The organism is Pseudomonas sp. G(2018), from assembly GCF_005502415.1.
Classification (GTDB): domain Bacteria; phylum Pseudomonadota; class Gammaproteobacteria; order Pseudomonadales; family Pseudomonadaceae; genus Aquipseudomonas.
The window spans coordinates 169877-189951 of record NZ_SCOO01000006.1; the positions used below are offsets into that span (position 1 = coordinate 169877).

Below are 20075 nucleotides of genomic sequence, written 5' to 3' on the forward strand. Positions count from 1 at the left end.
GTTTCCAAGCGACAAAAAAAGCCCTGGTCTTTCGATCAGGGCTTTTTCATGTCCGGCATCAGCGCTCAGTTACAGGCCATTGGCAGCCTTGAACTCGCGACGACGACGGTGCAGAACAGGCTCGGTGTAGCCGTTCGGCTGTTTGGTGCCTTCGATCACCAGCTCGACGGCTGCCTGGAAGGCGATGTTGCTGTCGAAGTCCGGTGCCAGCGGGCGATACAGCGGGTCATTGGCGTTCTGACGGTCAACCACCGGCGCCATGCGCTTGAGGCTTTCCATCACCTGTTCTTCGGTGACGATGCCGTGGCGCAGCCAGTTGGCGATGTGCTGGCTGGAAATACGCAGCGTGGCACGGTCTTCCATCAGGCCGACGTCATTGATGTCCGGCACTTTTGAACAGCCGACGCCCTGGTCGATCCAGCGCACGACATAACCGAGGATGCCCTGGGCATTGTTGTCCAGTTCATTCTTGATCTGTTCGGCGGTCCACTGCGGATTGACTGCCAGCGGGATGGTCAGGATGTCGTCCACCGATGCTCGGGCACGTTTGGCCAGTTCGGCCTGACGGGCGAACACGTCGACCTTGTGGTAGTGCAGTGCGTGCAGCGCGGCGGCGGTCGGCGAAGGCACCCAGGCGGTGTTGGCACCGGCCAGGGGGTGAGCGATTTTCTGTTCCAGCATCGCCGCCATCAGGTCAGGCATGGCCCACATGCCCTTGCCGATCTGCGCACGACCTTGCAGGCCGGTACTCAAACCGATATCGACGTTGGAGTTCTCGTAGGCGCCGATCCATTTTTCCGCCTTCATGTCCGCCTTGCGCACCATCGGGCCGGCTTCCATGGAGGTATGGATTTCATCGCCGGTGCGGTCGAGGAAACCGGTGTTGATGAACACCACACGCTCACTCGCCGCCTTGATGCAGGCCTTGAGGTTGACCGTGGTACGGCGCTCCTCGTCCATGATCCCGACTTTGAGGGTGTTGCGCGGCAGACCCAGCACGTCTTCGATGCGCCCGAACAGCTCGTTGGTGAACGCGGCTTCTTCAGGGCCGTGCATTTTCGGTTTAACGATGTAGACCGAGCCGGTGCGGGTGTTTTTGCGTGAGGTGTTGCCGTTCAGGTTGTGCATCGCCGCCAGAACAGTCACCAGACCGTCGAGGATGCCTTCCGGCACTTCGTTGCCATCTTTGTCGAGGATCGCGTCGATGGTCATCAGGTGACCGACGTTGCGCACAAACAACAGCGAGCGACCGTGCAGGCTCAATTGGCTGCCGTCGACCGAGGTGTAGGTGCGGTCGGCGTTCATGGTACGGGTAAAGGTCTTGCCGCCCTTGGCGACTTCTTCCGACAGGTCGCCCTTCATCAGACCGAGCCAGTTGCGGTAGATCACCACCTTGTCATCGGCATCGACGGCGGCGACGGAGTCTTCGCAGTCCATGATGGTGGTCAGCGCGGCTTCCATCAGGACGTCTTTGACGCCGGCAGCGTCGGTCTGGCCGACCGGGGTGCTGGCATCGACCTGGATTTCGAAGTGCAGGCCGTTGTTCTTCAGCAGGATCGCGGTCGGTGCCGAAGCGTCGCCCTGGAAGCCGATCAATTGAGCGTCATTGCGCAGGCCGGTGTTGCTGCCGCCGGCAAGGGCGACAACCAGTTTGCCGTCAACGATGGTGTAACGGGTGGAGTCGACGTGGGAACCGGCGGCCAATGGCGCCGCTTCGTCGAGGAAGGCGCGGGCGAAGGCGATGACCTTGTCGCCGCGAACCTTGTTGTAGCCTTTGCCTTTTTCCGCGCCATCGGCTTCGCTGATGGCGTCGGTGCCGTACAGCGCGTCATACAGCGAACCCCAGCGGGCGTTCGAAGCATTGAGTGCGAAACGGGCGTTCATCACCGGCACCACGAGTTGTGGGCCGGCCATGCGGGCGATTTCTTCATCGACGTTTTGCGTCGTCGCCTGGAAATCGGCCGCTTCTGGCAGCAGATAACCGATGTCTTGCAGGAAGGCTTTGTAGGCCTTCGGGTCGTGCACCTGAGCTGTCCCAAGAGCTTTGCGTTCCTGGTGCCAGGAATCGATACGAGCCTGGAAATCATCGCGTTTGGCGAGTAGGGCTTTGTTCTTCGGCGCCAGGTCATGAATGACCTTGTCGGCACCGGCCCAGAACTGATCGGCGGTGAGGCCGGTTCCGGGAATGGCTTCGTTGTTCACGAAGTCGAACAGGACTTTGGCGACCTGCAGGCCACCGACTTGAACGTGTTCAGTCATTGCTTGCCTCACTCTGCTCAGCTATTTCGCTTTTCAGCTCTTCAATTTAACAATGAAGCCTCTGGCATTTAAACCACAAACCCTGCGACCAGTGCATGCCATTTCTGACGGCTGGGTTGGGACCAATCAACGGCGTTGAGGCCTTGCTGACGGGGCTTTCAGGGATGCGACTGCGCCTGTGGCAGACATCGATCCAACGTTATGTAGTGCGCGCTGCGGCATACTACATGATGAATTGCGCTTGTGAAAATTAGACTAATTACGTCGTTCTGCGACCCCGTGACGCATTGCAGTCACGTCGGGGATCGGGATGTTCTCAAAAAAGTATGAGATTGTTCCAGTTAAATATAAAAAGTTGTACACGATTTATGGTTGGCAGGTGCATCAGCGGGATCCATTCGCGAGCAGGCGTCAGACCTGCCAGCGCAGGTTTAACCCTTGCCTATACTTGGATTTCTAAAACAAAAATCATGACCAGAGGGCTGCGCCATGGACCACCTCGTACTCACAGTTTTCGCTCCGGACAAGCCTGGGCAGGTCGAGCGCATTGCCCAATGCATTGCCGAGCATGGCGGTAACTGGCTGGAAAGCCGCATGTCGCGCATGGCCGGGCAATTTGCCGGGATTCTTCGGGTGGGGGTACCGGCCGAAGGCTACGATGAGCTGGTGAATGCACTGCTAGCGTTGTCTGCCCAAGGCATTCGCGTGATGATTGCCGAAAGCGGTATCGAACAATCCTGCACCTGGAAACCCATCGCCATGGAGCTGGTGGGCAATGACCGGCCGGGGATCGTGCGCGATATCACGCGGTTGCTGAGTGAACAGGGCGTTAACCTGGAACGGCTGGTGACTGAAGTGCGCCCGGCACCGATGAGCAGCGAGCCGCTGTTTCACGCCGAAGCGATCCTTGCGGTGCCATTGACGCTGTCCCTCGATGTCCTGCAATCACGCCTGGAAACCCTGGCCGATGATCTGATGGTGGAGTTGGTGCTGCGCAGTGAACCCTGATGGGTTATCCAAGTTAAACGTGCACCTGCCTGTGGATAACCTGTAGAGACAGCCCGCCAGGCCACATCCGCCGTGGCTTGGCAGGGTTTGATCAAAAAATCGCCAGCATTCAGTAACTTGCGCACAAACGCCGGGGATCACGCTGTGGATAACCTTGGGAAGGAACCTTGCAGGCCACGTCAAACGTGGCCTGCAAAGGGTTGTACGTTTTTTGATCAGTTTCGGCGGCGCAGACTTATCCACGCATCAACGCTGTAAACCGCCAGACCGGCCCAGATAAAGATGAACGCCAGCAGCGTGCTCGACGACAAATGCTCGCCAAACAGCAACACGGCCTGCAGCAATACCAGGGTCGGCGCCAGGTATTGGAGAAAACCGAGGGTTGTGTAGGGCAAATGCCGGGCAGCGGCGTTGAAACATACTAGCGGCACCAGCGTCACCGGCCCGGCCGCCACCAGCCACCAGGCTTCGGATGTGGTCCAGAACTCTGCCTGGGCGCTGCTGGCGGCCGGGTTGAATAGCAACCAGGCGACGGCAATCGGTACCAGCATCCAGGTTTCGACCACCAGCCCTGGTAGCGCCTTGACCGGTGCCTGTTTGCGGATAAGTCCGTAGAAACCGAAAGTCAGGGCCAGCACCAACGACACCCATGGCAGGCTGCCGACCTGCCACACCTGTTGTGCCACACCGATCGTCGCCAGGCCCACGGCAATCCACTGCATGCGCCGCAACCGTTCGCCTAGGATCAGCATGCCCAGCAGCACGTTCACCAGCGGATTGATGTAGTAGCCGAGACTGGCCTCGAGCATGCGTCCGTTATTGACCGACCACACATAAGTCAACCAGTTGGCCGCGATCAGCGTGCCGCTCAACGCCAGGATCGCCAGCCGTCGCGGATTTTCCCGCAATTCGCGCCACCAGCCCGGGTGCTTCCAGACCAACAGCAACAAGGCGCCGAACAGTGCCGACCACAGCACCCGATGGATGATGATCTCCACGGCGGGAACGCTGGCGATGGCTTTGAAGTAGAGCGGGAAAAGTCCCCAGATGATGTAGGCACTCAGACCCAGAATGTACCCGCGACGCGGGTTGGCAGCTTGCATGCAGAATCCTTGCTTAGGCAGCTAACAAAGAAGGGATTGTAAGGAGGTTTGGTTGCTAATGTCCTGCTGGAATGGTGAGCACTGACAACCTGTGGGAGCGAGCCTGCTCGCGAAAGCGGTGTGCCAGCCACAGATGTGCTGGATGTGCCACCGTATTCGCGAGCAGGCTCGCTCCCACATTGAATCTGGGTGAATCAGAAAAGTTTGAGTGGTTCTTCGTTGAGTGCGGCCAATTGCTCACGCAACGCCAACACCTGATCACCCCAATACCGCTCGGTGCCGAACCACGGAAAGCTGCGCGGGAAGGCCGGGTCGTCCCAGCGCCGGGCGAGCCAAGCGCTGTAGTGCATCAGGCGCAGGGCGCGCAACGGTTCGATCAGCGCCAGTTCCCGCGGGTCGAAATCGTGGAATTCGTTGTAGCCGTCCATCAATTCCGACAACTGTCCCAGACATTCCTGACGGTTGCCGGCCAACATCATCCAGATGTCCTGTACCGCCGGACCCATGCGACAGTCGTCGAGGTCGACGATGTGGAACATCTCGTCGCGGCACATCATGTTGCCCGGGTGGCAATCGCCGTGCATGCGGATGTTCTGGTGCGGTGTGTTGCTGTAGGCATCTTCCACACGTTTGAGCAGGTCGCGGGCTACGGACTCGTAGGCCGGCAGCAAACTGCGCGGTATGAAATTGCCTTCGAGCAAGGTCGCCAGCGAGTCATGGCCGAAGTTTTTGACTGCCAGTGCTTCGCGGTGCTCGAACGGTTTGGTCGCACCGACCGCGTGCAGGCGACCGAGCAGTTGCCCCAGGCGATACAGCTGATCAAGGTTGCCAGGCTCCGGCGCGCGGCCGCCACGGCGGGGGAACAGGGTGAAACGGAAGCCGTTGTGTTCGTGCAGGGTTTCACCCTTGTGGATCAACGGCGCAACCACCGGCACCTCGACTTCGGTGAGTTCGAAGGTGAACTGGTGTTCTTCCAGAATCGCTTCGTTGGTCCAGCGCTGCGGGCGGTAAAACTTGGCGATCAGCGGCTCGGAGTCTTCGATGCCGACCTGATAGACACGGTTTTCGTAGCTGTTGAGCGCCAGAATGCGCGCATCGCTCAAAAAACCGATGCTTTCTACGGCATCGAGTACGAGGTCTGGGGTGAGGGTTTCAAACGGGTGGGCCATGCTGACTCCTGCGCGCAGCAGGCTGCTGCGTCCGGCCAGGCATGGTAGCGCAGACGAGCCGACTTTAGTGTTCAGGCTTGAGATGTGGGGCGTCTGGACTGACGTCATCGCGGGCGAGCCTCGCTCCTACAGGTCATACATCAATACTGTAGGAGCGAGGCTTGCCCGCGATGGGGGCTTATCAGGCGCCGATGATCCCGCCATCTTCACGGGTAATGGCAATGACCGAAGAGCGCGGCTTGCCGTTGGGCAAGTGCTCGGGGAAGGTCGAACCGCCGAATTCGCCCGGATGCTGAATCCCGACAAACAGCGTCTTCTGGTCCGGCGAGAAACTGATGCCCGTCACTTCGCAACCAATCGGTCCAACCATGAAACGGCGAATTTCGCCGGTCACAGGGTCGGCGCAGAGCATCTGGTTGTTGCCCATGCCGGCGAAATCACCGGTATTGCTGACATCGCCGTCGGTTTGAATCCACAACCGCCCGGCTTCATCGAACGCCAGACCATCCGGGCTGGTGAACATGTTCTGCGGCGTGATGTTCGAAGAGCCAGCCTTCGGCGTGCCGACATGCACTTGCGGGTTGCCGGCGACCACGAACAGGTCCCAGGAAAAGGTTTTCGAACCGTGATCGTCGCGGTCGGTGCGCCAGCGCAGGATTTGCCCGTAGACGTTTTTTTCCCGCGGATTAGGCCCGCCGACCGGTTGTCCGTCTTCACCGCGCTTGGTGTTGTTGGTCAGCGTGCAGTAGACCTGACCGTCCTTGGGACTCACCACGATCCATTCCGGGCGATCCATGCGCGTGGCCTTCACCACGCTAGCCGCCAGGCGCGCGTTAATCAGCACTTGCGCCTGATCGGCGAAACCGCTGTCGGCATCGATGCCGTTTTTGCCGTGGGTCAGTTCGATCCATTCACCCTGGCCTTTCGGGTGATCGGCATTGCTGTCGCCGGCGTCGAAACGCGCCACGTACAAGGTGCCGTGGTCGAGCAAGTCGCGGTTGGCCTTGGGGGTTTTGTGATTGATTTTGTCGCGGCTGACGAACTTGTAGATGAATTCGCCGCGCTCATCGTCGCCCATGTACACCACGGCATGGCCGTCATTGGTTTCGGCCAGGGCGGCGTTTTCATGTTTGAAGCGACCCAGTGCGGTGCGCTTGACCGGGGTCGATTGCGGATCGAACGGATCGATCTCCACAATCCAGCCGTGGCGGTTGAGTTCGTTGGGGTTCTTCGATAAATCGAAGCGCGGATCGTGTGGGTGCCAGTTGATCTCTTTGCTGGCCGCCAGCGCGCCATAGCGTTTCTGTGCGGCGTCGAACTTCTGCTCGGCCTGGGTGCTGCCGAAACAATCGGTGAAGTTCTCTTCGCACGTCAGATAAGTGCCCCAGGGTGTCTTGCCGTTGGCGCAATTCTGGAAGGTGCCGAGAACGGTCTTGCCGTGCGGATCGGCGCTGGTTTTCAGCAGCTCGTGGCCAGCGGCCGGACCGCTCAGGCTGATCGGGGAGTTGCCGTGGATGCGGCGGTTGTAGCGCGAATCCTGGACGAATTGCCAGTGACCGTTTTTGCGCTGCACTTCGATGACCGCCACGCCTTCGGCGGCCAATGCCTTGTGCACCTCTTCGGCCGATTGCGGCATGCCGCCGTGGGGGTAGAGGTAGCGGTAGTTGGTGTACTCGTTGTTGATCGCCATCAGCGCCCGGTTGGGGTCGTCGGGAAAGGCGAACAGGCTCATGCCGTCGTTGTGATCACCGAACTGCACTTCCTGCTGCTCGGCGCTGCCATGGCCGCTCGGGTCGAAGGCCGGGCCGTTCTTGTGCAAGGGTTGACCCCAACTGATCAGCACCGAGGATTTGTAGCCTGGCGGCAGGCTGATGCTGTCGGCGGTGGCCGCGGGAATGCTGTCGAAACCCAGCAATTGGCTGGTGCCGGCACTGACACTGGCGGCCAACACGCTGCGACTCAACAAGTTGCCGCCCAGAAACATCGCGGCGCCGCACAGGGCTCCTGCGCTGATGAATCCACGGCGGCTGAGGCCGACCATTTGTTCGAGGTCGGTGGTTTGGTGTTCTTCCAATAGGCTCACATCAGGCTCCCTGCGGTTTTTGCAGTCACCTTAATGATGGGTGATGAAGGTTTTGTTGCAGCGCGTTTACAACGGCGTACCCAGTAGCACGTTGGACGGCGAAAACTGCACGCTCACCGGTTTTCCCGTGGCCAAGCGCCGCGATTGCAGATGTTCGGGATCGGCCAGTGCGCAGAGTGTCTGGCCGTTGGGCAGGGCGATGCGAACTTCACTGGGGCCGTCTTCGGCGTCGAGAATTTCCATGATCGTGCCTTTGAGGCAATTGTGTCCGGGCGTTGCGACGTCTTCGGCGCCGAGCAATTCAAGCCAGCCGGCCTTGATCAGCGCCACCACTTCGGTGCCGGGTTGCAGCTCCAGGCGCAGGGTGCTGTCGTGGGTGATTTGTGCGTCGATGCTCAAGCCTTCGGCCAGTTCAAGGCGAACCCTGTCGTTGTGGCCTTGGGTTTCGATGGCGGCAACCTTGCCGTGCAATTGATTACGCGCGCTGGTGCGCAGCATCAAGCGGCCGAGCAGGTCGAGGTCGCTGGCTTCTTCGGCGGCTTCCAGCACCTGGGCCTGCAAGGCTTGCAGCTTTTGATACAGGCGCAAAACCCGCTCGCCTTCGCTGGACAGTTTGGCGCCGCCACCACCCTTGCCGCCGACGCTGCGCTCCACCAATGGCTTCTGCGCCAGGTTGTTGAGTTCATCGATGGCATCCCAGGCGGCCTTGTAGCTCAGGCCCGCGCTTTTCGCCGCGCGGGTGATCGAGCCCTGTTCGGCAATGTGTTGCAGCAGGGCGATGCGTTGCGGGCGACGGACAATGTGCTGGGACAACAATGTGGGCAGGGACATGGCAGAGCGCTTCGGACTGTGGTGGTGAGGACGTTGGCTTCTGCAAGCCCGGGAGTCAAGTCGAGCGCAGTCTATGTGGGAGCGAGCAGGCTCGCTCCCACAGGTTTTTTGTGTTTTCAGTGGTCAAATCGTGTCGCCGGGTTTCGGTGTACGGGCCAGGCAATACACATCAACCCGTGCGGCACCTGCGTCCATCAGCAGGCGGGCCAATGCCTGCGCCGTGGCACCGGTGGTCAGCACATCGTCCACCAACGCCAGGTGACGTCCTTTGAACGATGCGCCGGGTGCCAGCGCGAACGCATGGCGCAGGTTTTTTCGCCGCTCGTTGGCGTTCAGCACCTGTTGTGCGCTGGTGTCCTGGGGCCTCAGTAGCAGTCTTTCATCCCATGGCAAGTGCAATCGGATGCTCAGCCAGCGCGCCAGCATCGCGGCCTGATTGAACCCCCGTTGGCGCAGCCGTCGGGTGGCCAGCGGCACCGGCACCAGTAAATCGGGACGCGGCAAATCATCTTGGAAGCGATGTTGCAGGGCTTGTGCGAGCAGCTCGGCCAGCAGGTGGCCAAAGGGCCATTTCGCGCTGTGTTTGAAGCGGGTGATCAGGCTGTCTATCGGAAAACTGTAGGTCCAGGGTGCAATGACGTGTTCGAAGGCCGGCGGCTGCTTCAGGCACTGGCCACAGGTCAGGCCAGCCGCGGGCAACGGCAGGGCGCAGGTCTGACACTGATCGCCGAGCCAGGGAAGCTCCGTTTCGCAGGCCATGCAGAGGGGCGTATCGCCATCGGCGGCTTCGTTGCAAAGCAAACATGACTGTTTATTTTTTAACCAGATGTAAACCTGTCCATTGTGTCGTGGTTGACAGCGCATCGCTCTTCCTTAAATATGCCGAACATCCGTGTTGCGCCTGTGGGTATTCCATCCCGCAGTCGCTTGCCCAGCATAAAACCTTGTACTGCTTAAAATAAAGGTATCGCCCATGAGCGCCAGCACCTCTGCAACCCTGCGTCATGACTGGTCTTTGGCCGAAGTCAAAGCACTCTTCGTTCAACCATTCAATGACTTGCTGTTCCAGGCGCAGACCGTGCACCGCGCGCATTTCGACGCCAACCGTGTCCAGGTGTCGACCCTGTTGTCGATCAAAACCGGTGCCTGCCCGGAAGATTGCAAATATTGTCCGCAGTCCGGCCACTACAACACCGGCCTGGAAAAAGAAAAGCTGATGGAGGTGCAGAAGGTCCTCGAAGAGGCCGCTCGCGCCAAGGCCATCGGTTCAACCCGTTTCTGCATGGGCGCGGCGTGGAAGCACCCGTCGGCCAAGGACATGCCGTATGTGCTGAAGATGGTCGAAGGCGTGAAGGCTCTGGGTCTGGAAACCTGCATGACCCTCGGTCGCCTGGATCAGGAGCAGACCGAAGCGCTGGCCAAGGCTGGCCTCGACTACTACAACCACAACCTCGACACATCGCCGGAGTTCTACGGCAGCATCATCACCACCCGCACCTACAGCGAGCGCCTGCAAACTTTGGCCTACGTGCGTGATTCGGGGATGAAGATCTGTTCCGGCGGCATCCTCGGCATGGGCGAGTCCCTCGATGACCGCGCCAACCTGCTGATCCAGCTGGCCAACCTGCCGGAGCATCCGGAGTCGGTGCCGATCAACATGCTGGTGAAAGTGGCCGGCACGCCGTTGGAGAACGCCGACGACGTTGACCCGTTCGACTTCATCCGCATGCTCGCCGTCGCCCGGATCCTGATGCCCAAATCCCATGTGCGTCTGTCCGCCGGCCGCGAAGCCATGAACGAGCAGATGCAGGCCCTGGCGTTCTTCGCCGGCGCCAACTCGATTTTCTACGGCGAGAAACTGCTGACCACCGCCAACCCGCAGGCCGACAAGGACATGCAACTGTTCGGGCGCTTAGGGATCCTGCCGGAAGCCCGCGAAGAGCACGCCGATGAAGTGCATCAGGCGGCCATTGAACAGGCGCTGGTGGAGCAGAAGAGCAGCGAGCAGTTTTATAACGCGGCTGTTTGATTGCTCCCCCCTGATTCCGCTGATTGGAATACTGAACACTGTGGGAGCGGGCTTGCCCGCGATAGCGATTTATCAGTCGACATCTATGTTGAACCTGATGCCGTCATCGCGGGCAAGCCCGCTCCCACAAGGTACTCCGAGCGCTTCTGAACTCTGACCCGCGAGGCCTGCATGTCTTTCGATCTCGCCGCACGCCTGGCTGCCCGTCGTGCCGAAAACCTTTACCGACAACGCCCGCTGCTCGAAAGCCCGCAGGGCCCTGAAGTGGTGGTCGATGGCCAGCCATTGCTGGCGTTCTGCAATAACGACTACCTGGGCCTGGCCAATCACCCGCAAGTGATCGAAGCCTGGCGCGCGGGTGCTTCGAAATGGGGTGTTGGCGGCGGCGCTTCGCATCTGGTGATCGGCCACAGCGGTCCGCATCACGCCTTGGAGGAAGCCCTGGCCGACCTGACCGGTCGTCCGCGCGCCTTGCTGTTCACCACCGGCTATATGGCCAACCTTGGCGCGGTCACGGCGTTGGTGGGGCAGGGCGACACGGTGCTCGAAGACCGGCTCAATCACGCCTCCCTGCTGGATGCGGGACTGTTGTCCGGGGCGCGTTTCAATCGCTACCTGCACAACGATGCGGCGAGCCTGGCCGCACGTCTTGAGAAAGCCACCGGCAATACGCTGGTGGTCACCGATGGTGTGTTCAGCATGGACGGAGACATCGCTGATCTGCCGGCATTGGCCCGGGAAGCCAAGGCCAAGGGCGCATGGCTGATGGTCGACGATGCTCACGGTTTCGGCCCGCTGGGCGCTAATGGCGGCGGCATCGTCGAGCATTTCGGATTGAGCATGGAAGACGTGCCGGTGCTAGTCGGCACTCTCGGCAAGGCGTTCGGCACGGCGGGGGCGTTTGTCGCCGGCAGCGAAGAGCTGATCGAGAGCCTGATCCAGTTCGCCCGGCCTTACATCTACACCACCAGCCAACCGCCCGCCCTCGCCTGCGCCACGTTGAAAAGCCTGGAACTGCTGCGCAGCGAGCATTGGCGTCGTGAGCATCTACAGACGCTGATCCGTCAGTTCCGCCAGGGCGCCGAGCAGATCGGCCTGGAATTGATGGACAGCTTCACGCCGATCCAGCCGATCATGATTGGTGACGCCGGGCGCGCGGTGCGCTTATCGCAGATGTTGCGCGAACGCGGTTTGATGGTGACCGCGATCCGCCCGCCGACCGTGCCTGCCGCAAGTGCCCGTCTGCGCGTGACCCTGACCGCCGCTCACAGCGAAGCGCAGGTGCAGCTATTGTTAGAGGGACTGGCCGATTGTTTTAAACAACTTGGACCGGAGCCAAGCGATGCGTGACCGACTGATTCTGCTGCCCGGCTGGGGCCTCGGAATTTCGCCGCTGGAACCCTTGGCCGCGGCCCTGCAAGGCCTGGACGAACACCTGCGGGTGGAAATCGAGCCATTGCCGGAACTTGAATCGAGCGATCCTGAGGAATGGCTCGATGAACTCGACTCGACGATCCCTCAGGATACCTGGCTCGGCGGTTGGTCGCTGGGCGGCATGCTTGCATCGGCGTTGGCGGCGCGTCGCGGTGAACGATGCTGCGGCTTGTTTACGCTGGCCAGTAACCCTTCTTTTGTCGCCCATGAGCAGTGGCCAAGCGCGATGCCCGGGGAAACCTTCGATGCGTTTCTGGCGGGCTGCATCGCCGACCCGCGCATGACCTTGAAACGCTTTTCTTTGCTCTGCGCACAAGGCGCCGAAGACCCGCGCGGGTTGTCTCGGTTGCTGTTGGGGGGGGCGCCACATAGCGCCGCGCCCATGTTGATGAGTGGCCTGGAAGTCCTCGCGCAACTGGATACCCGGCAAGCCTTGCAGGCTTTTCGCGGTCCGCAGTTGCATCTGTTCGCCGGCCTCGACGGGCTGGTGCCTGCCGAAGCGGCGGGCGACTTGCTGGCGTTGCTGCCCGACGTCGAAATCGGCCTGATCGAACAGGCCAGCCACGCGTTTCTTCTGGAAGATCCCCACGGTGTGGCGGGGGCGATCCAGGCCTTTTTGCATGAGTGCGGCGATGACTGATTTATCCCTTCCCACCCCACCTGGGGGGTTGCCTGACAAACGCCAGGTAGCGGCGTCCTTCTCCCGTGCCGCGGAGAGTTATGACAGCGTGGCCGAATTGCAGCGTGATGTCGGCAGCCAGCTGCTGAGCCGTTTACCGGACGACTTCGTTCCGGGACGCTGGCTCGACCTGGGCTGCGGCACGGGGCATTTCAGTCGCGCACTGGGTGAGCGGTTTCCGACGGGGCACGGAGTGGCGCTGGACATCGCCGAAGGCATGCTCAATCACGCACGGCCATTGGGCGGTGCCACGCACTTCATCGCCGGCGACGCCGAGAATCTTCCGCTGCGCGATTCGACCTGCGACCTGATCTATTCCAGCCTGGCGGTGCAGTGGTGCGCGGACTTCGCTTCGGTACTCAGCGAGGCTCATCGGGTGCTGAAGCCTGGCGGAATTTTCGCGTTTGCTAGTCTGTGCGTGGGCACGTTGTTTGAACTGCGTGACAGTTGGCGGCAGGTGGATGGCATGGTGCACGTCAACCGCTTCCGGGAGTTCGCGGTTTATCAGCAGCTATGCGCGGCCAGCGGTTTGCAGCCGATCAGCCTGCAAACCCGTCCCCACGTGCTGTACTACCCGGATGTGCGCAGCCTGACCCATGAACTCAAGGCGCTGGGCGCGCATAACCTCAACCCTGGCCGACCGGGCGGATTGACCGGTCGGGCGCGGATTCTGGGTTTGATCGAGGCATATGAGCAATTTCGTCAGGCCCAGGGCCTGCCGGCGACTTATCAAGTGGTGTACGCCGTTATGGAGAAACCCTTATGAGCGCAGCCTATTTCATCACCGGCACCGACACCGATGTCGGCAAAACCACGGTGGCCGCCGGTTTGCTCTACGCCGCACGGTCTTCGGGCCTGAGTACGGCGGCGGGTAAACCGGTCGCCTCCGGTTGCGATGTCACGCCCAAGGGCTTGCGCAACGCCGATGCTTTGGCGCTGCTGGCGGAATGCTCGGTGCCACTGACTTATCAACAGGTCAATCCGTTTGCCTTCGAACCGCCCATCGCCCCGCATCTGGCGGCACGCGAGGCAGGAGTCGCGTTGACGGTGCAGGTGCTGCTGGAACCCATGCGGCAGATACTCGACATGCAGGCCGATTTCACCTTGATCGAAGGCGCCGGTGGCTGGCGTGTTCCCTTGGCTGATCAGGACAATCTGTCTGACCTGGCGATGGCGCTGGATCTGCCGGTGATTCTGGTGGTCGGCGTGCGTTTGGGCTGCATCAATCATGCGTTGCTAACGGCCGAGGCCATCGCCCAGGACGGTTTGCAACTGGCGGGGTGGGTGGCCAACATCATCGACGCCAAGACCTCACGGCTGGAAGAAAACCTGGCAACCCTGGCCGAAAGGATCCCGGCGCCGTGTCTTGGGCGGGTACCGAAACTCAAGATGGTCACGGCCGAAGCGGTGGCGGAGCATCTTCAGCTGGATTTGCTGGACTGAAGGTGTGGGCTTTGTCTATGACAAGGCACTGTGCCATTAGTGTTTTTGTCGGGTGTTTTGCTCACGCGTCTGCTTCAATGCCCGCTGTTGATCCTTTGCAAGGACGAGTTCTCCCATGGAAATCTCAGGAAGCACCGCTTTTTACGCCGGTCTGAGCACTATTCAGACAGGGCAGAACCGTGTCGATCAAGCCGCCGGGCAGATCGCCAATAATACGATCGAGCGATCGGTCACCAGCCAGTCATCCGAGGTTCAGATTGATCGCCTGCGTTCGGTCGATCGCAGCCAGCAATCGGACCTGACCAGCAGCATGGTGGAGATGGCCCAGGGCAAATTTCAGGTGGAACTGGGTGTCAAAGTCGCCAAGGCATCCGATGAAATGCTCGGTACGTTGATCGATACCTTCGCCTGACGCTTCTGAACCCGTAACGCCGACGCCGCGATCATTCGCGGCGTTTTTCTGCGTAAGTCCTTCTCTGCAAACTATTCTTTCCTACACTGCGTGTAGCTCATCGAGCGCTGGTGCGTTGCTGTGCGCGTTGGTGTGGCGATGGGGTGATGACGAATGGCAAAAGATCGGCGCTTGACAAGCTTTTGGCGTAAACGTATGTTTCAAACAACTGTTTGACCGCCACAACAAATCCACGCGGTCGTTCATTCCCGGTTACATCAGCAGAGGTTTATCGCTATGCCTGACTACAAGGCCCCCTTGCGTGATATTCGCTTCGTTCGTGACGAACTGCTCGGCTACGAAGCGCACTATCAGAGCCTTCCGGCTTGCGCGGACGCAACTCCGGACATGGTTGACGCCATTCTCGAAGAAGGCGCCAAGTTTTGTGAGCAGGTACTGGCTCCGCTGAACCGCGTGGGCGACCTTGAAGGCTGCACCTGGAGCGAGTCCGGCGTTAAAACCCCGACTGGCTTCAAGGAAGCGTACAAGCAGTTCGTCGAAGGCGGCTGGCCAAGCCTGGCCCACGACGTCGAACACGGCGGTCAAGGCCTGCCGGAATCCCTGGGTCTGGCCATCAGCGAAATGGTGGGCGAATCCAACTGGTCGTGGGGTATGTACCCGGGCCTGTCGCACGGCGCAATGAACACCATCTCCGAGCACGGCACGCCTGAGCAGCAAGAGGCTTACCTGACCAAGCTGGTGTCCGGCGAGTGGACCGGTACCATGTGCCTGACCGAACCTCACTGCGGTACCGACCTGGGCATGCTGCGTACCAAGGCCGAGCCTCAGGCCGATGGTTCCTACAAAGTTTCCGGCACCAAGATCTTCATCTCGGCCGGTGAACACGACATGGCCGACAACATCGTCCACATCGTGTTGGCCCGCCTGCCGGATGCACCGGCGGGTACCAAAGGCATTTCCCTGTTCATCGTGCCGAAGTTCCTGCCGAACGCAGACGGTTCGATCGGCGCACGTAACGCGGTGTCCTGTGGTTCCCTGGAACACAAGATGGGCATCCACGGCAACGCCACCTGCGTGATGAACTTCGACGCGGCCACCGGTTTCCTGATCGGCCCGGCGAACAAGGGCCTTAACTGCATGTTCACTTTCATGAACACCGCACGCCTGGGTACCGCGCTGCAAGGCTTGGCCCACGCTGAAGTCGGCTTTCAGGGCGGCCTGAAATACGCTCGCGATCGGCTGCAAATGCGCTCGCTGACTGGTCCGAAAGCGCCGGACAAAGCTGCTGACCCGATCATCGTGCACCCTGACGTACGCCGCATGCTGTTGACCATGAAGGCGTTCGCCGAAGGCAACCGCGCGATGGTTTACTTCACCGCCAAGCAAGTCGATATCGTCAAGTACGGCGTGGACGAAGAAGAAAAGAAGAAAGCCGACGCACTGCTGGCGTTCATGACCCCAATCGCCAAAGCCTTCATGACCGAAGTCGGTTTCGAATCGGCTAACCACGGCGTGCAGATCTATGGCGGCCACGGTTTCATCGCCGAGTGGGGCATGGAGCAGAACGTCCGCGACAGCCGCATTTCTATGCTGTACGAAGGCACCACCGGCATCCAGGCACTCGACTTGCTGGGTCGTAAAGTACTGATGACTCAAGGCGAAGCCCTCAAAGGTTTCACCAAGATCGTGCACAAGTTCTGCCAGACCAACGAAGGTAACGAAGCGGTCAAAGAGTTCGTTGCACCGTTGGCTGCACTGAACAAGGAATGGGGCGAGCTGACCATGAAGGTCGGTATGGCTGCCATGAAGGATCGCGAAGAAGTCGGCGCGGCCTCGGTGGACTACCTGATGTACTCCGGTTACGCCTGCCTGGCCTACTTCTGGGCCGACATGGCGCGCCTGGCGGCCGAGAAGCTGGCTGCCGGCACTTCCGAGGAGGCGTTCTACACCGCCAAGCTACAGACTGCGCGCTTCTACTTCCAGCGCATCCTGCCGCGTACCCGCACTCACGTTGCAACCATGCTGTCGGGTGCCAACAACCTGATGGACATGAAAGAAGAAGACTTCGCGCTGGGTTACTAAGCCTTAGCGCCGTTCTTCAAAAAACCGCTGGTCCTTCGGGATCAGCGGTTTTTTTTTGCTTGAAGAATGTTCAATGGCCACATGTCGGGCATGGTTTATTACTGAAGTGCAACTAGATGCTCCGGTTACGCATTGCCGAAAAAAACCTCGTCCAATTGTTCAGTAAGTCTGGGCCTCTGCCGTTAACAATGATGGCCATGTGACCTTGGTCAGAATGTGTGTGCTTATTGACCTGCATTACAGGCACAATGCCATCAAATTGCTATGACGGTCGGAGCTTTACCCTTGCCGCGTTCTTCCGCTGTACGTTTCAGTCATTTCCTGCCGTCGTTGCTGCTGTTGCTGGCGGGGCTTGCGGCTGCGTACGTCAAGGATCTGAACGTCTTCTTCACCTCGCTGTTCAACGTACTGCCGACCCTGGTGCTGCTGCTCGGCGGTGCTTATTGCGCGGTTTACCGACGTCAACGTGAACTGTTTCTGATGGTCACGGTGTACATCGCCTACTTCCTGCTCGACACCCAGACGGACTACTACCGCGACAACGGCAAAGTGCGCGAAGACGCCGCGGTGGTCTTTCATTTGTGCTGCCTGTTGTTGCCGTTGCTGTTTGGCGTATTCGCTGCGTGGCAGGAGCGAACGCACCTGTTCCAGGACATGGTGGCGCGTTTCGCTGTGTTGCTGGCGGTGGGCAGCGTGGCGTTGGGGCTGGAGCAGAGCTATCCACAGGCGTTGCTGATGTGGCTGTCGGAGATTCGCTGGCCGGCCTTGCACGGCGCCTGGATGAGCCTGATCCAGCTGTCGTACCCGGTGTTCATCGCGTCGTTCGTGCTGCTGGCCTGGCAATACTGGCGCAACCCGAGACCGCTCCACGCCGCACAACTGGTGGGCTTGCTCGGGCTGTTCTGGATGTTGCCGAAAACTTTTATTCTGCCGTTCACCTTGAACATCATGTGCAGCCAGGTGATGTTGATGATCGCCGCCGCCGTGGCCCATGAGGCTTATCAAATGGCCTTCCGCGACGAGCTGACCGGGCTGCCGGGCCGCCGCGCACTGAACGAACGCATGCAGCGTCTGGGACGCAACTACGTGCTGGCGATGAGCGATGTCGACCACTTCAAGAAATTCAACGACACCCACGGCCATGATGTCGGTGACCAGGTGTTGCGACTGGTGGCCAGCAAACTGTCGAAAATCGGTGGCGGCGGTAAGGCGTATCGCTACGGTGGTGAAGAATTCGCCCTGGTGTTTGCAGGCAAGACTCTCGAAGAATGCATGCCGCATCTGGAAGTGATCCGCGAATCCATCGCCACCTACAACATTCATCTACGCAATCAGGACAACCGTCCGCAGGATGATAATCAGGGGCGCCAGCGTCGCTCCGGTTCCGCCGCTTCGAGCGTGTCGGTCACCGTCAGCATCGGCGTTGCCGAACGGATTGAACAACGCTCCCCTGAGGAAGTGCTTAAGTCCGCCGACCAGGCGCTCTACAGTGCCAAGGGCGCCGGGCGTAACTGCGTGATGGCATTCGGGCAGAACCGCCGTGGCGCCGTGCGCATGGACGCCGCTACGGTTGAGTGATGATGGCGCATTCAGCGTCTGGACTGTGATTGTGAGGCATGGTTGCCAGCAGTAGGTTGAACAAATCTGCCGCCGGAGAAATGACCATGCCCGAGTACAAAGCTCCCCTGCGCGACATGCGCTTTCTGATCGACCACGTCTTCGACTTTCACAGCAACTACGTGGCGCTGGGCGCCAATGACGCCAGCCCGGACATGATCAATGCGATCCTTGAGGAAGGCGCGAAATTCTGTGAGAACGTGCTGTCGCCCCTCAATCGCAGCGGCGACGAAGAGGGCTGCCATTTCGACAATGGCGTGGTGACGACGCCCAAAGGCTTCAAGCAGGCTTTCGCGCAATACGTGGAAGGTGGCTGGCATGGCCTGGCGGCCGATCCGGCATACGGCGGCCAGGGTTTACCCAGCTCTCTGGGGCTGGTCATCAGCGAAATGGTGGCTTCCAGCAATACGTCGTGGGGCATGTACCCCGGCCTGACCCATGGCGCCATGTCGGCGATCCACGCGCACGGCACCGAAGAACAGAAACAGACCTATCTGAGCAAGCTCACCGCCGGCCAGTGGACCGGCACCATGTGCCTGACCGAAGCCCATTGCGGCACCGACCTGGGCATTATCAAGACCCGCGCCGTACCCCAGGCCGACGGCAGCTATGCCATCTCCGGCAGCAAGATTTTCATCTCTGCCGGTGAACATGACATGAGCGACAACATCATTCACCTGGTGCTGGCGAAACTGCCGGATGCACCGGCCGGGACCAAAGGCATTTCGCTGTTTATCGTGCCCAAGTTCCTGCCCGATGCCGCGGGTGAAGCAGGGGCGCGTAATGGTGTGTCTTGCGGCTCCATCGAACACAAAATGGGCATCAAGGCTTCGGCCACTTGCGTACTGAATTTCGACGAGGCCAAGGGCTTTTTGATTGGTGAAGCGAACAAGGGCCTGAACTGCATGTTCACCATGATGAACCACGCGCGGCTGGGCACCGGCATGCAGGGCTTGTGTCTGGGCGAGGCGAGCTTCCAGGGCGCGATCAGGTACGCCTATGAGCGTTTGCAGATGCGTGCGTTGACCGGCCCTAAAGCCCCGGAAAAAACGGCCGACCCGATCATCGTGCATCCCGACGTACGCCGGATGTTGCTGACCATGAAGGCCTTCAACGAAGGCAACCGCGCACTGACCTACTTCACTGCGCAGTTGCTGGACGCCGCGCACCTGGGTGCGGATGAAACGGCGCGTCAGGATGCCGAAGACCTGCTGGCGTTCCTGACGCCGATCTGCAAGGCCTTCATGACCGAAACCGGCCTGGAAGTGACCAACCACGGCATGCAGGTGTTTGGTGGTCATGGCTTTATCCGCGAGTGGGGGATGGAGCAACTGGTGCGCGATTGCCGCATCGCACCGATCTATGAAGGCACCAACGGCATCCAGGCGCTGGACTTGCTTGGGCGCAAAGTCATCGGCAGCCAGGGCAAACTGCTGCGTGGTTTCACCAAAATCGTTCACAAGTTTTGTGCGGCGAATGCCGGGCATCCGCAATTGGCCAGCTATGTGGCTCAACTCAATGAGCTGAATCAGCAATGGGGTGAGTTGACGACCCAGGTGGGCATGGCGGCGATGAAAAATCCCGATGAAGTCGGTGCTGCGTCGGTGGATTACCTGATGTACAGCGGCTACATCGTCCTCGGCTACCTGTGGTTGCGCATGGCGTTGGTGGCGCAGGCACAGCTTGAAACGGGTGAAGGCGATGCCGATTTCTGCCGGGCGAAACTGGCGACCAGCGAGTTTTACTTCAAGCGATTGTTGCCGCGTACCGCCGCTCATCGGGCGGCGATCGAGGCGGGGAGTGACTGCCTGATGCAGCTGCCGGCGGAGTTGTTTGCGCTCTGACGCCAGCCCTTTGTAGGAGCGAGCTCGCTCGCGATGGTCGCGAACGATAATGTGTGAAACCTGACACCCAGTGGCGCCCTCA

At 60.1% G+C, this 20075-nt stretch carries 16 protein-coding genes; 10 read left to right on the plus strand and 6 right to left on the minus strand.

Annotated features, from left to right (window positions below; genetic code table 11):
* Positions 1 to 69: 69 nt before the first annotated feature.
* The gene (locus tag FFS64_RS08625) at positions 70 to 2259 is read right to left on the minus strand and encodes a malate synthase G (RefSeq protein ID WP_137805017.1); all 2190 of its coding nucleotides are present in this window, start codon (positions 2257 to 2259) and stop codon (positions 70 to 72) included.
* A 489-nt stretch (positions 2260 to 2748) separates the two neighbouring features.
* On the opposite strand from FFS64_RS08625, the gene FFS64_RS08630 reads away from it, so the two are divergent.
* Complete coding sequence (locus tag FFS64_RS08630; RefSeq protein ID WP_128604920.1) at positions 2749 to 3267, plus strand: glycine cleavage system protein R; 519 nt, start codon at positions 2749 to 2751, stop codon at positions 3265 to 3267.
* Between the two features lie 215 nt (positions 3268 to 3482).
* Here the strand turns inward: FFS64_RS08630 and rarD are convergent, their stop codons facing one another.
* The 5 genes from rarD to FFS64_RS08655 form a co-directional block, all read right to left on the minus strand.
* The gene (rarD, locus tag FFS64_RS08635) at positions 3483 to 4370 is read right to left on the minus strand and encodes an EamA family transporter RarD (protein WP_137805018.1); all 888 of its coding nucleotides are present in this window, start codon (positions 4368 to 4370) and stop codon (positions 3483 to 3485) included.
* A gap of 194 nt (positions 4371 to 4564) precedes the next feature.
* Positions 4565 to 5539: a serine/threonine protein kinase gene (locus FFS64_RS08640; RefSeq protein WP_095195908.1), complete on the minus strand. Its 975-nt coding sequence runs from the start codon at positions 5537 to 5539 to the stop codon at positions 4565 to 4567.
* 181 nt (positions 5540 to 5720) lie between these two features.
* On the minus strand, positions 5721 to 7622 hold the full coding sequence (locus FFS64_RS08645; protein WP_137805019.1) for a PhoX family phosphatase: 1902 nt from the start codon (positions 7620 to 7622) through the stop codon (positions 5721 to 5723).
* Positions 7623 to 7688: 66 nt separating this feature from the next.
* The gene (locus FFS64_RS08650) at positions 7689 to 8453 is read right to left on the minus strand and encodes a TOBE domain-containing protein (RefSeq protein ID WP_137805020.1); all 765 of its coding nucleotides are present in this window, start codon (positions 8451 to 8453) and stop codon (positions 7689 to 7691) included.
* A gap of 123 nt (positions 8454 to 8576) precedes the next feature.
* Entirely contained in the window at positions 8577 to 9317 is a 741-nt protein-coding gene (locus FFS64_RS08655; RefSeq protein ID WP_137805021.1) for a ComF family protein, read from the minus strand.
* 109 nt (positions 9318 to 9426) lie between these two features.
* On the opposite strand from FFS64_RS08655, the gene bioB reads away from it, so the two are divergent.
* The 9 genes from bioB to FFS64_RS08705 all read left to right on the plus strand — a co-directional run bounded on the left by bioB (position 9427) and on the right by FFS64_RS08705 (position 19993).
* Positions 9427 to 10482: a biotin synthase BioB gene (gene bioB, locus FFS64_RS08660; protein WP_137805022.1), complete on the plus strand. Its 1056-nt coding sequence runs from the start codon at positions 9427 to 9429 to the stop codon at positions 10480 to 10482.
* Positions 10483 to 10653: 171 nt separating this feature from the next.
* On the plus strand, positions 10654 to 11832 hold the full coding sequence (gene bioF, locus FFS64_RS08670; RefSeq protein ID WP_137805023.1) for an 8-amino-7-oxononanoate synthase: 1179 nt from the start codon (positions 10654 to 10656) through the stop codon (positions 11830 to 11832).
* Positions 11825 to 12556 (plus strand): alpha/beta fold hydrolase, encoded by a 732-nt coding sequence (locus tag FFS64_RS08675; protein WP_137805024.1) that lies wholly within the window; start codon positions 11825 to 11827, stop codon positions 12554 to 12556. The genes bioF and FFS64_RS08675 overlap by 8 nt, the downstream gene beginning before the upstream one ends.
* The gene (bioC, locus tag FFS64_RS08680; RefSeq protein ID WP_137805025.1) at positions 12549 to 13361 is read left to right on the plus strand and encodes a malonyl-ACP O-methyltransferase BioC; all 813 of its coding nucleotides are present in this window, start codon (positions 12549 to 12551) and stop codon (positions 13359 to 13361) included. The genes FFS64_RS08675 and bioC overlap by 8 nt, the downstream gene beginning before the upstream one ends.
* Entirely contained in the window at positions 13358 to 14038 is a 681-nt protein-coding gene (gene bioD, locus FFS64_RS08685; protein WP_137805026.1) for a dethiobiotin synthase, read from the plus strand. The genes bioC and bioD overlap by 4 nt, the downstream gene beginning before the upstream one ends.
* 115 nt (positions 14039 to 14153) lie before the next feature.
* On the plus strand, positions 14154 to 14450 hold the full coding sequence (locus FFS64_RS08690; RefSeq protein WP_137805027.1) for a pyrroloquinoline quinone biosynthesis protein PqqE: 297 nt from the start codon (positions 14154 to 14156) through the stop codon (positions 14448 to 14450).
* A gap of 276 nt (positions 14451 to 14726) precedes the next feature.
* Entirely contained in the window at positions 14727 to 16532 is a 1806-nt protein-coding gene (locus FFS64_RS08695; protein WP_137805028.1) for a phenylacyl-CoA dehydrogenase, read from the plus strand.
* A 285-nt stretch (positions 16533 to 16817) separates the two neighbouring features.
* Positions 16818 to 18110 (plus strand): GGDEF domain-containing protein, encoded by a 1293-nt coding sequence (locus FFS64_RS08700; RefSeq protein ID WP_137805029.1) that lies wholly within the window; start codon positions 16818 to 16820, stop codon positions 18108 to 18110.
* Positions 18111 to 18196: 86 nt separating this feature from the next.
* Positions 18197 to 19993, plus strand: a complete 1797-nt coding sequence (locus FFS64_RS08705; protein ID WP_137805030.1) for an acyl-CoA dehydrogenase C-terminal domain-containing protein — start codon at positions 18197 to 18199, stop codon at positions 19991 to 19993.
* Positions 19994 to 20075: the final 82 nt, after the last annotated feature.

What these genes read in the sequence shown, in the direction of transcription:
- FFS64_RS08625 (WP_137805017.1), bottom strand. Translation starts at nt 2,259, where the DNA reads ATGACTGAACACGTTCAAGTCGGTGGCCTGCAGGTCGCCAAAGTCCTG.
- FFS64_RS08630 (WP_128604920.1), top strand. Translation starts at nt 2,749, where the DNA reads ATGGACCACCTCGTACTCACAGTTTTCGCTCCGGACAAGCCTGGGCAG.
- rarD (WP_137805018.1), bottom strand. Translation starts at nt 4,370, where the DNA reads ATGCAAGCTGCCAACCCGCGTCGCGGGTACATTCTGGGTCTGAGTGCC.
- FFS64_RS08640 (WP_095195908.1), bottom strand. Translation starts at nt 5,539, where the DNA reads ATGGCCCACCCGTTTGAAACCCTCACCCCAGACCTCGTACTCGATGCC.
- FFS64_RS08650 (WP_137805020.1), bottom strand. Translation starts at nt 8,453, where the DNA reads ATGTCCCTGCCCACATTGTTGTCCCAGCACATTGTCCGTCGCCCGCAA.
- FFS64_RS08655 (WP_137805021.1), bottom strand. Translation starts at nt 9,317, where the DNA reads ATGCGCTGTCAACCACGACACAATGGACAGGTTTACATCTGGTTAAAA.
- bioB (WP_137805022.1), top strand. Translation starts at nt 9,427, where the DNA reads ATGAGCGCCAGCACCTCTGCAACCCTGCGTCATGACTGGTCTTTGGCC.
- bioF (WP_137805023.1), top strand. Translation starts at nt 10,654, where the DNA reads ATGTCTTTCGATCTCGCCGCACGCCTGGCTGCCCGTCGTGCCGAAAAC.
- FFS64_RS08675 (WP_137805024.1), top strand. Translation starts at nt 11,825, where the DNA reads ATGCGTGACCGACTGATTCTGCTGCCCGGCTGGGGCCTCGGAATTTCG.
- bioC (WP_137805025.1), top strand. Translation starts at nt 12,549, where the DNA reads ATGACTGATTTATCCCTTCCCACCCCACCTGGGGGGTTGCCTGACAAA.
- bioD (WP_137805026.1), top strand. Translation starts at nt 13,358, where the DNA reads ATGAGCGCAGCCTATTTCATCACCGGCACCGACACCGATGTCGGCAAA.
- FFS64_RS08690 (WP_137805027.1), top strand. Translation starts at nt 14,154, where the DNA reads ATGGAAATCTCAGGAAGCACCGCTTTTTACGCCGGTCTGAGCACTATT.
- FFS64_RS08695 (WP_137805028.1), top strand. Translation starts at nt 14,727, where the DNA reads ATGCCTGACTACAAGGCCCCCTTGCGTGATATTCGCTTCGTTCGTGAC.
- FFS64_RS08705 (WP_137805030.1), top strand. Translation starts at nt 18,197, where the DNA reads ATGCCCGAGTACAAAGCTCCCCTGCGCGACATGCGCTTTCTGATCGAC.